Origin of the sequence: Janthinobacterium amylolyticum, from assembly GCF_051380655.1 — a bacterium.
Classification (GTDB): domain Bacteria; phylum Pseudomonadota; class Gammaproteobacteria; order Burkholderiales; family Burkholderiaceae_D; genus Janthinobacterium.
In genome coordinates this window covers 59,987-74,338 of sequence record NZ_JBNYXL010000015.1, presented here as the reverse complement: position 1 = coordinate 74,338, position 14,352 = coordinate 59,987, and the positions used below count along the sequence as shown (strand labels likewise).

Genomic DNA, 14,352 nt, shown 5'->3' with positions numbered 1-14,352 from the left:
AGGCTGACGGCAATGGCTGGCGCCGCCAGCGGCCATGGAAGGCCGGGCGCAGCGGGCGGAGGGGTCAGCCTGGACAAGGCGGAGGCGGGAGCTTGGGTTGCTACGGGGCAAGTGTGAGTTATCTCACAGGCAATGTCGCGTTAAGTTTTGCAAAGATTTGCTTAGATGATAAAACAGCTATTTTAATAACACTGTTTTTTTGGTAAGTAGTAACCACAACAGGCGCAGAATACGGCAGGCGGCGCGCCATGCAAAACGGCCGCACAGGGCGGCCGTCGGCTGGGTGGCGCAAGCGCCCTGCATCACCTCAAGGCATCAGAAGACTTCCCATTCGTCCTCGCGCGGCGCGCTCTGGCGCTGGGACGGCACGGCGCGCAGCACGGGCCGCGCCTTCGCCGGTGCCGCTGGACGCAGCGGACGCACGGGCGCCGCCGCCTTGCGCGGCTGACCAGCGGACGCCACCTGCGCCACCTGCATGCCATCGAGCTTGAACACGCTGACCACCCCGGCCAGCTGGCCCGATTGCTCCTGCAGCGATTCGGCCGCGGCGGCCGCCTCTTCCACCAGGGCCGCATTCTGCTGCGTCACCTGGTCCATCTGGCCGATGGCCTGGTTGATCTGGTCGATGCCCGAGCTTTGCTCCTGCGTGGCCAGGCTGATTTCGGCCATGATGTCCGTCACGCGCTGCACGCTGGAGACGATTTCCGCCATCGTGCTGCCCGCCTCGGCCACCAGCTTGCTGCCCGCGTCCACCGCCACCACGGAGTCGCCGATCAGGGTCTTGATCTCTTTCGCCGCGGCGGCCGAGCGCTGCGCCAGGTTGCGCACTTCCGTCGCCACGACGGCAAAGCCGCGTCCCTGTTCGCCCGCGCGCGCCGCTTCCACGGCCGCGTTCAAGGCGAGAATATTCGTCTGGAAGGCGATGCCGTCGATGACGGAAATAATGTCGACGATCTTGCGCGACGAGTCGTTGATGGCATCCATGGTCTCGACCACCTTGCCCACCACCTCGCCGCCCTTCACCGCCACGCCCGAGGCGCTCAGCGCCAGCTGGTTGGCCTGCTGGGCGTTGTCGGCATTCTGCCGCACGGTCGACGTCAGCTCTTCCATCGACGACGCCGTCTCTTCCAGCGAACTGGCTTGTTCTTCCGTTCGCGAGGACAGGTCCAGGTTGCCGCTGGCGATCTGCGACGACGCCGTGGCGATGGTCTCCGTGCCGCCGCGCACCTGGCCGACGATGTTCACCAGGCTGGAATTCATGTCTTTCAGCGCCTGCAGCAGCTGGCCCGTTTCTTCCGTCGTGTGCACCTCGATCTGGCTGGTCAGGTCGCCCGAGGCCACCGTTTGCGCCACTTTCACGGCCGAATTGATCGGCTGCGTGATGGCCCGCGTGATGTAGGCGGCGCAGGCGATGCCGATGGCCGACGCCAGCAGCGCCAGGATCACCATCAGGCTTTCCGAGCGCACCACGGCCGCGCCGCCCGCCTTCACGCTGGCCTCGGCCACGCCGTTATTGAGCTTGATGATCTCGTTCAGGCTCGCTTCGGCTTTGCTGAACAACGCGCGCGAATCCTGGTACTGCTTGTAGAAGTCCACGAACAGCGCTTTCTGGCGCTGCTCGTCGCGGTTGTCGGCCAGCTGGCGCAGGATGGCGCGCACTTTGTCGTCGTCCGCCTTCCAGGCCGTCCACTCGCCCTGGAAGCGCTGCCACAGCACGGCTTCCGCAGGGGTTTGCGGCAGCGGCTCGTACAGCTTGCGCCCCGCCTCGATATTGGTCCAGGCGCGCGTGCGCAGCTGCAGCGCTTCGGCAAATTTGTCCTGTGCCTGGTAATTGTTTTCATAGATGGCGGCCGTCAGGGTCGCGGCGGCGACGGCCGTCTGGCCTTCATTCATCATCAGCAAGCCCTGGATCGACGGCAGGCGCACCACGCCAATTTCATTGACGGCGTTGCCCACGGTGGCGATGCCCGTATAGCCGCTGATGCCGACAACCAGCAGAGCCGCCATCATCACGGCAACGAGGGTCGCCAACTTCCATTTGATCAGTAAATTCTTAAACATGGCTTGGTCCTTTATAAAGTCACGAAGATTGCTGGCGAAGTTGGGGCTGGCATGTTCGAGTAAAACAGCTGACACTTGTATAAAGGCGGCGGGGATGGGGCGTACGCTTCGTTACAATTGGCGAGATTCAATAATAGAAGCATAGTGGAAAATGCGCGCGCTGGCTGCTGCATACTTGATACAAATCAATATTTCTTTCCTGACTGTGGCGTGCCTTGCACAGTGGCATCGAAAAGGCGTCCGATGCCCTGCTTTGGTGCAACGATTCCTGCTCCGCGCCTATTGGCTGCGCAGTTAATAGTCGTATAAGATGGTCAGCAAGCAAACAACAGGGACACCATGGCTTATCCTATCGAACACAAACTGGTGATCGGCGTCGCTTCGAGCGCGCTGTTCGACTTGTCGGAATCGCACCAGGTCTACCTCGACAGCGGCCCGGAGGAATACCGCAAGTATCAGGAAACGCATATAGCCGAGGTGCTGCCGCGCGGCGTGGCCTTCCCTTTCATCCGCCGCTTCCTGAACATCAACAAACACTATCCGCGCCAGTCGCCCGTGGAAGTGGTGCTGTTTTCGCGCAATTCGCCGGAAACGGGCTTGCGCGTCATGCACTCGATCGCCCACTATGGCCTGGACATTTCGCGCGCCGCCTTCATGACGGGCAAGTCGCCCTACCCCTACCTGCCCGCCTTCAATGCGTCGCTGTTCCTCAGCGCGAATGAAGACGATGTGCGCAGTGCGCTGGCCTGCGAGTATCCGGCCGGCCTGGTGCTGCCGTCGCGCACGGAAGACGACGAGAGCGACGAGGAATTGCGCGTGGCCTTCGACTTCGATGGCGTGATCGCCGATGACGAGGCGGAAACCGTTTTCAAGCGCAACAATGACGTCGACGAATTCCACGCCCATGAAACCCTGAACGTGGGCACGCCGCACCGTCCCGGCCCGCTGGCCGACCTGTTCCAGAAGCTGGCCACCATGCAGCGCCTGGAAGAAAAAGCGCAGCGGCGCGATCCCGGCTACAAGAAGATCCTGCGCATCGCCATCATCACGGCGCGCAACGCGCCTTCGCACGAACGGGTCGTGACGACCCTGAAAAGCTGGGGCGTGGCGGCCGACGAGACGTTTTTCCTTGGCGGCATGGACAAGTCGCGCGTGCTGGGCGTGTTCAAGCCGCATATCTTCTTCGACGACCAGCTGAGCCACCTGAAATCGGTGGGCGGCACGATACCCATGGTGCATGTCCCCTTTGGCATCGCGAATGTGCGCGCAGGATAAAACCTGCTGCGCGGCGCGCTTTGCGGCCTGCGATGCTCACTGTACTCATGCACAGTTGCGCTTCCCGGCCACGAATCACTGTCGCTCACGACGGTTTTCTCAAGCGCGGAGATATAGGTGATGGTCTATAATCTTGCCTGTCAGCGCCGTCACCGGCGGCGCTGCGCGTACCACTGCTGTTCCATTCAACTGCCTCTGCCACTAGCGTCGTCGCCTGCATGTCCTTAGACTTAACAAAATCCCTCCCCAAACCCGGCAGCCGCTTTGCGCTGCCCGCCCTGTATGGTTCATCCGACGCCTATGCCCTGGCGCTGGCCGCGCTGGAATTGAAGTCGCGCGGGCAGATGCTGGCCGTGGTCGTGGCGCAGGCCAGCGATGGCCAGCGCCTGCTCGATGAAATACCGTGGTTTGGCGGCAAGGAGCTGCGCTGCCATTTGCTGCCGGACTGGGAAACCCTGCCCTACGACGCTTTTTCGCCGCACCAGGACCTGGTCTCCGAGCGCCTGGCCACGCTGCACGAAATCCAGAACCGCCAGTGCGACGTCTTGATCGTGCCGGCCACCACGGCGCTGGTGCGCCTGGCGCCGCCATCGTTCCTGGCTGCCTACACCTTCTTCTTCAAGAAGGGCGAACAGCTCGACGAGGCGCGTTTGAAGGCGCAGCTGACCCTGGCCGGCTACAGCCACGTCTCGCAAGTGATGTCGCCCGGCGAGTACTCGGTGCGCGGCGGCCTGCTCGATTTGTTCCCCATGGGTTCGGCCCTGCCCTACCGGCTCGACCTGTTCGGCGACACCATCGAGACCATCCGCACGTTTGACGCCGACACCCAGCGCTCGCTGTATCCCGTGCACGAAGTGCGCCTGCTGCCGGGCCGCGAATTTCCCATGGATGAAGCGGCGCGCACCACCTTCCGCAACCGCTGGCGCGAACAGTTCGAGGGCGACCCGTCGCGCTCGGTGGTCTACAAGGACATCAGCAGCGGCATCGCCTCGGCCGGTATCGAATACTACCTGCCCCTGTTCTTCGAGCAGACGGCCACCCTGTTCGACTACCTGCCGCAAGACGCCACGCTGGCCCTGGTGGGCGACATCGACGCGGCCATCGGGCGCTTCTGGACGGATACGCAGTCGCGCTACCGCTTCCTGAAGGCGGACCGCGAGCGGCCGATCCTGCCGCCCGAATCGCTGTTCCTCTCCGACGAGCAGTTCTTCGGCCTGGCCAAGCCGTATCCGCGCCTGGCGATCAGCAAATCGAACGATGCGCTGGCGTCCGAGCTGTCGGCGCCCGTGCCGAACATCGCCGTCAACCGCCGCGCCGACGATCCGCTGGCGAACCTGCGCAGCTACCTGCTGCAGGCGGGCCGCCGCGTGATGATCTGTGCCGAATCGAACGGCCGCCGCGAAACCCTGCAGCAGTACTTCACCGAATACGACCTGCACCTCACGCCCGTCGAAGGCTGCGACGGCTTTTTGCAGTCCGATGCCAGGTTGATGCTGGGCGTGGCGCCGCTGCACGCCGGTTTCGAACTGTTCCGGCCCGAGGGCAACCTGGCCTTCGTCACGGAAACAGAGCTGTACGCCGGTTCCGGGCGCCGGGTCGGCACAAAAAAACAGGAAGGCGTGACGCAGGTCGAGTCGATGGTGCGCGACCTGTCGGAGCTGAAAATCGGCGACCCGGTGGTGCATATCAACCACGGCATCGGGCGCTACATGGGCCTGACCAGCATGGACCTGGGCGAAGGCGAGACGGAATTTTTGCACCTGGAGTACGCCAAGGACACGAAACTGTATGTGCCCGTGTCGCAGCTGCACGTCATTTCCCGCTATTCGGGCGCTTCGCCGGAAGACGCGCCGCTGCATTCGCTCGGTTCCGGGCAGTGGGAAAAAGCCAAAAAACGCGCGGCCGAACAGGTACGCGACACGGCCGCCGAGCTGCTCAACCTGTACGCCCGCCGCGCGCTGCGCCAGGGCCATGCGTTTGAATTCTCCGCGCACGACTACCAGCGCTTCGCCGACAGCTTCGGCTTCGAGGAAACGCCGGACCAGGCCGAGGCCATCCACAACGTCATCAAGGACATGACCTCGGGCAAACCGATGGACCGCCTGGTGTGCGGCGACGTCGGCTTCGGCAAGACGGAAGTGGCGCTGCGCGCCGCGTTCATCGCCGTCATGGGCGGCAAGCAGGTGGCCATCCTGGCGCCCACCACCCTGCTGGCCGAACAGCACGCGCAAACCTTTGCCGACCGCTTCGCCGACTGGCCCGTGCGCATCGCCGAATTGTCGCGCTTCCGCACCGGCAAGGAGATCACGCAAGCGTTCAAGGGCATGGCCGACGGCACCATCGACATCGTCATCGGCACGCATAAACTGCTGTCCGACGACGTGAAGTTTACCCGCCTTGGTCTCGTCATCATCGACGAGGAACACAGGTTCGGCGTGCGCCAGAAGGAAGCGCTGAAAGCGCTGCGCGCGGAAGTGGACGTGCTGACCCTGACGGCCACGCCGATTCCCCGTACCCTGGGCATGGCGCTGGAAGGCTTGCGCGACTTTTCCATCATCGCCACGGCGCCGCAAAAGCGCCTGGCCATCAAGACGTTTGTGCGCAGCGAAGGCGAGGCGATCATCCGCGAAGCGTGCTTGCGCGAACTCAAGCGCGGCGGCCAGATCTACTTCCTGCACAATGAAGTGGAAACCATCCAGAACCGCCTGGCCATGCTGACGGAACTGCTGCCCGAGGCGCGCATCGCCGTGGCGCACGGCCAGATGCACGAGCGCGACCTGGAAAAGGTCATGCGCGATTTCGTCGCCCAGCGCTTCAATATTCTGCTGTGCACGACCATCATTGAAACCGGTATCGACGTGCCGACGGCGAACACCATCATCATGCACCGCGCCGACAAGTTCGGCCTGGCGCAGCTGCACCAGCTGCGCGGCAGGGTGGGACGCTCGCATCACCAGGCCTACGCCTATTTGCTGGTGCACGACGTGCAGGGCCTGTCCAAGCTGGCGCAGCGCCGCCTGGACGCCATCCAGCAGATGGAAGAACTGGGCAGCGGCTTCTACCTGGCCATGCACGACCTGGAAATCCGCGGCGCCGGCGAAGTGCTGGGTGAAAGCCAGTCCGGCGAGATGACGGAAATCGGCTTCCAGCTGTATTCGGACATGCTCAACGAAGCCGTGCGCTCGCTGAAAGCGGGCAAGGAGCCGGACCTGGCGGCGCCGCTGGCGTCGACCACCGAGATCAACCTGCACGTGCCGGCCCTGCTGCCGGCCGACTTCTGCGGCGATGTGCACGAGCGCCTGTCGATCTACAAGCGCCTGGCCAACTGCGCCACGCAGGAGAAGATCGACGATATCCAGGAGGAACTGATCGACCGCTTCGGCAAGCTGCCCGACGCGGTAAAAGCGCTGATCGAGACGCACCGTTTGCGCATCGCGGCGAAAACCGTGGGCATCGTCAAGATCGACGTGCATGGCGAGGCGGCCACCCTGCAATTCATGGCCAAGCCGCCGATCGATCCGATGCGCATCATCGACTTGATCCAGAAGAACCGCCATATCAAGCTGCATGGCCAGGACAAGCTGAAAATCACGGTCGCCATGCCGGACCTGGCCGCGCGCGTAACGCAGATCAAGACCACCATCAAGCAATTGACGCTTTAGACTATTTTCATCATTTATGCAGGGCTGACCCATGACCAATACCAAGACCATCACCATGAATCTGATCCTGCAAGGCCTGGACGGCGACAGCGCGCGCCTCGAACGCATCGCCGCGCTGGCCGCGCCGACGTCCATCACGCGCCTGGGCCCGAACGCCGTGCGCTGCGAGCAGATCGCCTACTCGCCCGCGCTGCGCCCGACCATCGAAGTGGCGGCGCAGGCGGCGCAACTGGACGCCACCTACATGATGGGCCAGCGCGAACTGAGCGAATTCAAGCTGGTGGCGATGGACATGGATTCGACCCTGATCACCATCGAGTGCATCGATGAAATCGCCGACATGCAGGGCCTGAAACCGCAGGTGGCCGCCATCACGGAAGCGGCCATGCGCGGCGAACTTGATTTTGCCGCCAGCCTGAAACAGCGCGTGGCCCTGCTCGAAGGCCTCGACGCGTCGGCCCTGCAGCGTGTCTACGACGAGCGCTTGAAACTCTCGCTGGGCGCGGAAGCCATGCTGGCGGCCGTGCAAAAGGCCGGCCTGAAAACCCTGCTGGTGTCGGGCGGCTTCACCTTCTTCACCGAGCGCCTGAAAGCGCGCCTGGGCCTCGACTACACGCATGCGAATGAACTGGAAATCGTTGACGGCAAGCTGACGGGCCGGGTGTTGGGCGGCATCGTCGACGCGGAAGAAAAGCAGCGCACGGTGGAGCGCGTGTGCAAGGAGATGGGCATTGCGCCTTCCGAAGCCATCGTCATGGGCGACGGCGCCAACGACCTGAAAATGATGGGCATCGCCGGCCTGTCGGTGGCCTTCCGCGCCAAGCCCGTGGTGCGCTCGCAGGCCGATGTGGCGCTCAACTTCGTCGGCCTCGATGGCTTGCTGAACGTACTGGCCTGATGGCCTGAGCCGGCGGAACCTGGCGCCGGCGGGGGCGGTGCGCGCAGGGCGCGATATTTTTGCTATATTGCAAATTATTGAACAGCCTGCCTGCCCAACATGAAGGAAGCCTCCATGCCGCCGCCACTGCCGGAAGATATACAACGCCACCTGGAACTATTCGTCGCCGCCGCGCAAAGCGCCTTCGGTGCCGACCTGGCCGCCGCCGTGCTGTTTGGCTCGGCCGCCGACGGCCAGTTGCGCGCCACCTCCGACGTCAACCTGCTGTTGCTGCTCAAGCGCTTTACGCCGGCAGCGGCCGATGCGCTGCGCGGGCCATTGCGCCTGGCGCATGCCGCCATCGACCTGCAGGTGATGTTCCTGCAAGAAAACGAATTGGCGCCCGCCGCCGATGCCTTCGCCGTCAAGTTCGCCGACATCGTCGCGCGCCACCAGGTGCTGCTGGGCAGTGACCCTTTCGCCAGCCTGCGCACCAGCCGCGACGCCGTGCTGCGCCGCCTGCGGCAAGTGCTGCTGAACCAGCAGCTGCGCATGCGCGAACGGTATATGCTATTGAGCCTGAATGAAGAACAGCTGGCCGGCGCCATCGCCGACGCGGCCGGCCCGCTGCGCTCGGCGGCCGCCTCGCTGGCGCAGCTAGAGGGCAAGTCGGCGCAGTCCGGCAAGCAGGCGCTCGAAGCGTTTGTCGACCAGCTGGGCGAACCGGCCCTGCACGCGGCCCTGCAAACCATGTCGGCCGCGCGCGAGACGGCGCGCCTGGCGCCGGGACAGGGCCTGCCCGCCTTCACGGGCCTGATGACGCTCACCGAACGCTTGCGCGAACACGCGGAGCAGATGCGGTGAACGGCGTCAATCCCTTTGACTGGAGCGGGCCATGGTTCCTGCTGGCCTACCTGGCCTTCGGCCTGCTCGTCTACTACCTGGCGCGCGAGCTGCTGATCGGCCAGGAATTGCGCAATCCGCATGCCCAGCTGTCGCTCGCCGATGATCCTTACCGCATCGCCTATTTGCGCGGCGGCGCGCTCGAAGCCGTGAAGATCGCCGCCATCGTGCTGGTCGACCGCGGCTTGCTGCGCGCCGATGGCCCGCTGCTGGAAACGGCCAGCGCCGACAGCCTGCGCTTCGCCAGCCACGACATCGAACGCGACGTGCTGCGGCTGTACCTGGGCCGCCAGGGCCACAGCAAGGAGCTGGCCGTGCAGGCCGCGATGCTGCCGGCATGCCGCGCCTACCAGGACATCTTGACGCGGCAGGAATTGCTGGTCGGCCCGCCGCTGCTGCGCCGGCGCAAGCGCATCACCTGGACCGCGCACTGGCTGCTGCTGACGGTGGCCGCCGTCAAGGCCGTCATCGCCATCAGCCGCCAGCACTACAACCTGCTGTTCCTGGCGGTCCTGCTGGCGGTCTTCCTGCTGATGCTGCGCGGCTTGCGCACCCAGGCGACCAGCTGGAGCGCGCGGCGGCTGCTGACGGACCTGCGCATGCTGTTCGGCCGCCTGAACCTGCGCTCGGCGCGCCTGCAGGCGGGCAGCAGCAGCGCCGACATGGCACTGCTGGCGGCCATCTTCGGCATCGGCGCCCTGCCCTTGTCCGTGTACGCGTTTGTCGCCGAACTGTACCCAACGCCCCGGCACAACAGCGGCGGCGACTCCTCGTCCGGCGGCACGGGCGACGCGGGCGACTCGTCATCGGGCGGCGGCGGGGACGGCGGTGGCAGCGGCTGCGGCGGCTGTGGCGGGGGCGGCGGCTGTGGCAGCTAGCGCGGCGGGCGCAGCGGACCGCGTCGGCCTGGGCTGGCGCGGCGAACTGGCCGCCGGCATCGTCGCCAACCTGGCGCACATCGACGTGCTGGAAGTGATCGCCGATGATTATTACGGCGCGACGCGCGCCAGCGTCGCCGCCTTGCGCAGCCTGGCGCGGCAAATACCGGTCAGCCTGCACGGCGTGGGCATGGGACTGGCTTCCAGCATCCCCGCAGAACCGCGCCGGCTGCACGCCATGGCACGCCTGATGCGGGAGGTGCAAGCGGAATCGTGGTCGGAGCACCTGAGTTTCGTGCGCGCGGGCGGCGTCGAGATCGGCCACCTGGCGGCGCCGCCGCGCACGCCATGCAGCGCCGCCGGCGCGATCGCCAATATCGGGCTGGCCACGCGCATCGTCGGCAGCGCGCCGCTGATGGAAAATATCGCCACGCTGATCGCGCCGCCCGCCAGCACGCTCGACGAAGCCGAGTGGCTGGCGCGCATCGCCGATGGCGCGCAAGTGCCGCTGCTGCTCGACCTGCACAACCTGTATGCGAACGCCTGCAATTTTGGCCAGGATGCGGAACAGTCGCTGCTGCGTTTACCGCTGGCCAGGGTCGCCGCCGTGCACCTGAGCGGCGGCCACTGGATCGCTGCGCCCGATGGCAGCCGACGCCTGCTGGACGACCATCTGCACGACGTGCCGTCCGCCGTCTTCGACTTATTGAGCGTGCTGGCGCGCCATGCGCCGCAGCCACTGACGGTGATCGTCGAGCGCGACGGCAATTATCCGTCGTTCGGCCATGTGCTCGGGCAGCTGGAACTGGCGCGCGCTGCCTTGCGCGCTGGGCGAAACGCATGAGTTCCCCCGCGCTGGAAACCTGCCTGGCCAAGCTGTACACGGACGACGCCTTGCGTGAGGCCTTCCTGCGGGCGCCCCACGCGCAGGCGCTGCTGCATGGCTTGTCGCCGCAGGAAGCCGAGGCCATGGCGGCGATCGACCGCATCGGCCTGCAAATGGCCGCGGCCAGTTACCAGGCCAAGCGCGCGGGGCGCGCAGCGCATGGCAGCCAGCCCAAAGCGGCGCGGCGCTGGTGGCAGCGGCTGCTGCCAGCCTGGTGCTGATGACCGTTACAAGTGCCACAGACGCAGCGGCAGCAATCCCCACCAGGCCAGCACCAGCAGCAATTGCAGCGCCGCCAGCAAGGCGACCCAGTCCCATTTCGCCAGCGTGCCGTATTCGGCCGCCGTGCCGCGGCTGCGCCAGCAACGGGCCAGGCCAAAGGCCATGGCCAGCGGCAGCGCGCCCGTCGCCAGCGCCAGCAGCACGCTGGCAATGGTGACGTCGCCCAGGCGCAGGAAGGACTGGAAGTACAGGAACGGCAGGGGTAGCAAGAGTCCCAGCAGCGACAGCACGGGCGCGAACAGATGGTCGGCCCGCCCCAGGCTGCGGCGCGCGGCGCGGTACACGCCCACCAGCAGCACGTACAGCAAGCCAGCCACGCCCAGCGCCAGGCTGCCCCACAAGACCAGCATGCGCAGCATCGAGGCCCGCTCATAGCTGCGCAAGCCATCGCTGAGCACATGCCGGCCCTCTTCCTGCATCAGCACGTGGGACGGGGTGCTGCGGTCGCTGGCGCGGAACAGGAAGCCACCCACCGGTTCCAGCTCCTTCGGCTCGCCCTGGAAGGGAATCAGGAACAGCGACTCGCCATCCCATTTCAGGCGCGTAAAACCGAAGACGGCGTCGACCCAGGCCATGCTGGCCATGGCGCTGGGCGATGGCACGTACACGCCCTGCCAGTTTTCCACCGTGGGCGCGGGCGTGCCGCGGGGCGCCGGCGCGCGCAGCGGCACGTCGAGGTCGCGCAGCAGCAAGCGGTTGAAGCGCTCGTAGTCAGCCCCTTCCGCATCCGTATTGAAGGCAACAAAGAATGCGCTGCCCTGTTCCGGGTAGATGCACAGCATGGCGCGGAAACCCGCCGTGGTGCCAGGATGGCAGGCGCCCACCACATTGTGGCGGTCGCGCACGGCCAGCGCCAGGCCATGGCCCGTTTCCAGGCCCGCCTGCGCCGCATCCGTGCCGGCCGGCTCGGACAAGGCGCCCATCAGTGCCAGGTCGATGAACTGCGCGCCCTTCAGCTTGCCGTCGCCCAAGAGGAATTGCGCCAGCCTGGCCATGTCGTCAGCCGTGGTGGTGAACTGGCCCGCCGGGCGCAGATACTGGGGCACGGCCGCCTGCGCCACGCCATGCTCGACGTGGCCCATGGCCAGGCGCGGGTTGCGCTGCGCGCCCGTTTGCGTGCTCATTTGCGTCACAAAGCCAAAGGTACTGTCGGCCATGCCCAGCGGCTGCAGCAACTGCGCATCCAGGTAGCGCTCATAAGGCTGGCCCGTGACGCGCTCGATCACCATGCCCAGCACGCCATAGCCCATGTTCGAATACGCGTAACGGGTGCCGGGACGCGTGCGCACGCGCAGCAGGCCGCCGCCGTCGAAGGCCTCGGCCAGCGGCGTGTCCGGCTGCGGCTTGCCGCTGAACGCCTGCCACAGGCGCACATTGTCGAGGCCTGCCGTATGCGCCAGCAGGTGGCGGATGCGCACGGGGTCGCTGGCCAGCCAGGGGTTGCGCAGCGCCAGTTCGGGCAGCACCTGCTGCACCGGGGTGTCGAGCGTGAGCCGGTCTTCGCTGATCAGGCGCAAGACGCCCAGCGCCAGCATCACCTTGGCCACGGAACCCACCTGCACGCGCGTGTCGGCCTGCATGGAGGCCTTGGCGGCCACATCGCGCAGGCCCGCTGCGCCCGTGCGCACTTTGCCATCCGGCAGCACTTCGCTCCACACGGCGCCCGCCAGGCCCTCGTCCTTCAGGCCGGCGGCAAAGTCCGCCTCCAGGGTAGCGGGAACGGGGGCCGCGTGGGCCGTCGCGCCGCACAGCAGCAAGACCGGCAAGGCGCGGCGCAGCCATCGCCTGGCGCGCATGGCCAGCGTGGGATGTCGGTTTGATGTCAACAATCTGTTCTGCCTTTTCCATGGACTGCGCTCCCCTGCAAAATTGCTTGTTACAATAAAAACGTTACCAAGCGAGGAACTGACATGTCACAAGAGATTATTCTGGATACCAAACTCCAGCAGACCAAAAACCTGGCCTGGTGGTTGTACCTGATTCATGGCGCCAGCTTCGTGTTTTCGCTGGGCGCCTTTTCCTTCATTCCGCTCATCATCAATTATGTGAAGCGGGACGAGGCGGCCGGGACCTTCGTATTCAGCCATCACAGCTGGATGATCCGTTCCTTCTGGTGGTATGTGTGCTGGGTCGTCGTGGGCGCCGTGCTGTGGGTCACCATCATCGGCATTCCGCTGGCGCTCATCGTCTGGGGTGTGGCCTGGCTGTGGAAGGCCTACCGTTTGCTGCGCGGCTTCCTCGACCTGAACAACAACACCCCCGTCCCCATGTAACTGAATCCCGGGCAAGCCAGCGGGCCTGCCCCTGCCGCTACATCGACGCGAACGCCCGTTCGATATCGGCGATCAGATCCTGCGGATCTTCCAGCCCCACGTTCAGGCGCACCAGCTGGCCCGGCAGCTTCCAGCCCTTGCGCATGGAGGCGATGCGGTATGGCATCACCAGGCTGTTGGCGCCGCCCCAGCTGTAACCTATCTTGAACAACTGCAAGGCATCGACGAAGCGGTCCGTCTGCGCCTCGGTGTAGCGGGCATCGAACAGCACGGAAAACAGGCCGCCCGCGCCCGTGAAATCGCGCTGCCAGATGGCGTGGCCGGGGCAATCCTCGAAGGCCGGATGCAGCACCGTGGCGATCTCGCCGCGTCCCTTGAGCCAGGCAGCCACCGTGCGCGCGCCCGCGTCATGGGCATCGAAACGCAGCTTCATGGTGGGCAAGCCGCGCAGCACCAGGTAGGCATCGTCGGCGCCCACGCCCATGCCAAGGCGCATGTGCGCCTGCGCCAGGCGCTCGTGCAGCGCCCTGTCGCGCGTAATGAGTGCGCCCATCAGCACGTCCGAGCCGCCCGACTGGTATTTCGTCAGCGCCTGCATGATGATGTCCACGCCCAGGTCGAAGCCGCGCAGGGCCAGTCCCGCCGACCAGGTGTTGTCCAGTGCCACCAGCACGCCGCGCGCATGGGCGGCCGCGCAAATGGCGGGCAAGTCCGGCACTTCCATGGTCACGGACCCCGGTGCTTCCGTCCAGATCAGCTTGGTATTTTCCTGGATGAGCGCGGCGATGCCGGCGCCGATCAGCGGGTCGTAATAGCGCGCCGTGATGCCGAAATCCTGCGCCAGCCAGCGGCCCAGCTCGCGGTTCGGGTTGTAGATATTTTCCGGCAGTAATACGTCATCGCCTGTTTTGAGCAGGGCAAAGTCCGCCATGGCGATGGCCGCCAGCCCAGACGGCGCCAGCAGGCAGTGATGCCCCCCTTCGATCTCCGCCAGCCGCGCTTCCAGGGTGAAGGTGGTGGGCGTGCCGTGCAAGCCGTAGGTGTAGGCGTTTTTTTCTTTCCAGTCGCCAGAGCGCATAGCCGCCACGTCCTTGAACAGCACGGTCGAAGCGTGATGAATGGCATTGGGAAAGGCGGCAAAGCCTTGCGGCGCCTGGTAATCGCTGTGGATCAGCGCGGTCTGCGGAGATTTGGGTGTGGTCATGGCGTCAGCATAAGAGCATGGGGCAAATAAAAAGGCGGGCCAGCAATTGCC

11 protein-coding genes are annotated in these 14,352 nt (G+C 65.4%); 8 read left to right on the top strand and 3 right to left on the bottom strand.

Features of this window, described 5'->3' with window-relative positions:
- Window positions 1-315: 315 nt before the first annotated feature.
- A complete protein-coding gene (locus ACQ4WR_RS26165; RefSeq protein WP_436490870.1) occupies window positions 316-2,061 on the bottom strand; it encodes a methyl-accepting chemotaxis protein in 1,746 nt (581 codons plus the stop codon).
- A gap of 339 nt (window positions 2,062-2,400) precedes the next feature.
- Between ACQ4WR_RS26165 and ACQ4WR_RS26160 the strand changes: the two genes are divergently transcribed.
- The 7 genes from ACQ4WR_RS26160 (at window position 2,401) to ACQ4WR_RS26130 (ending at window position 10,763) form a co-directional block, all read left to right on the top strand.
- The gene (locus ACQ4WR_RS26160; protein ID WP_102299449.1) at window positions 2,401-3,336 is read left to right on the top strand and encodes a 5'-nucleotidase; all 936 of its coding nucleotides are present in this window, start codon (window positions 2,401-2,403) and stop codon (window positions 3,334-3,336) included.
- Between the two features lie 218 nt (window positions 3,337-3,554).
- Window positions 3,555-6,998 (top strand): transcription-repair coupling factor, encoded by a 3,444-nt coding sequence (mfd, locus tag ACQ4WR_RS26155; RefSeq protein ID WP_436490867.1) that lies wholly within the window; start codon window positions 3,555-3,557, stop codon window positions 6,996-6,998.
- A gap of 55 nt (window positions 6,999-7,053) precedes the next feature.
- Complete coding sequence (serB, locus tag ACQ4WR_RS26150; RefSeq protein WP_102299453.1) at window positions 7,054-7,896, top strand: phosphoserine phosphatase SerB; 843 nt, start codon at window positions 7,054-7,056, stop codon at window positions 7,894-7,896.
- 114 nt (window positions 7,897-8,010) lie between these two features.
- Entirely contained in the window at window positions 8,011-8,739 is a 729-nt protein-coding gene (locus ACQ4WR_RS26145; RefSeq protein ID WP_436490865.1) for a hypothetical protein, read from the top strand.
- Window positions 8,736-9,656 carry a TIGR04222 domain-containing membrane protein gene (locus tag ACQ4WR_RS26140; protein ID WP_436490863.1) on the top strand — a complete coding sequence of 307 codons (921 nt, stop codon included), beginning with the start codon at window positions 8,736-8,738 and terminating at the stop codon, window positions 9,654-9,656. Before ACQ4WR_RS26145 ends, ACQ4WR_RS26140 begins: the two co-directional genes overlap by 4 nt.
- Window positions 9,646-10,500 (top strand): MbnB/TglH/ChrH family RiPP precursor modification enzyme, encoded by an 855-nt coding sequence (locus ACQ4WR_RS26135; protein WP_436490861.1) that lies wholly within the window; start codon window positions 9,646-9,648, stop codon window positions 10,498-10,500. Before ACQ4WR_RS26140 ends, ACQ4WR_RS26135 begins: the two co-directional genes overlap by 11 nt.
- On the top strand, window positions 10,497-10,763 hold the full coding sequence (locus ACQ4WR_RS26130) for a hypothetical protein (protein WP_436490859.1): 267 nt from the start codon (window positions 10,497-10,499) through the stop codon (window positions 10,761-10,763). Before ACQ4WR_RS26135 ends, ACQ4WR_RS26130 begins: the two co-directional genes overlap by 4 nt.
- A 6-nt stretch (window positions 10,764-10,769) precedes the next feature.
- On the opposite strand, the gene ACQ4WR_RS26125 is transcribed toward ACQ4WR_RS26130, so the two are convergent.
- Window positions 10,770-12,650 (bottom strand): serine hydrolase domain-containing protein, encoded by a 1,881-nt coding sequence (locus tag ACQ4WR_RS26125; RefSeq protein WP_436490857.1) that lies wholly within the window; start codon window positions 12,648-12,650, stop codon window positions 10,770-10,772.
- Window positions 12,651-12,734: 84 nt separating this feature from the next.
- On the opposite strand from ACQ4WR_RS26125, the gene ACQ4WR_RS26120 reads away from it, so the two are divergent.
- The gene (locus tag ACQ4WR_RS26120) at window positions 12,735-13,097 is read left to right on the top strand and encodes a DUF4870 family protein (protein ID WP_102297639.1); all 363 of its coding nucleotides are present in this window, start codon (window positions 12,735-12,737) and stop codon (window positions 13,095-13,097) included.
- 37 nt (window positions 13,098-13,134) lie between these two features.
- On the opposite strand, the gene ACQ4WR_RS26115 is transcribed toward ACQ4WR_RS26120, so the two are convergent.
- On the bottom strand, window positions 13,135-14,301 hold the full coding sequence (locus tag ACQ4WR_RS26115; protein ID WP_102297636.1) for a cystathionine beta-lyase: 1,167 nt from the start codon (window positions 14,299-14,301) through the stop codon (window positions 13,135-13,137).
- Window positions 14,302-14,352 lie beyond the last annotated feature (51 nt).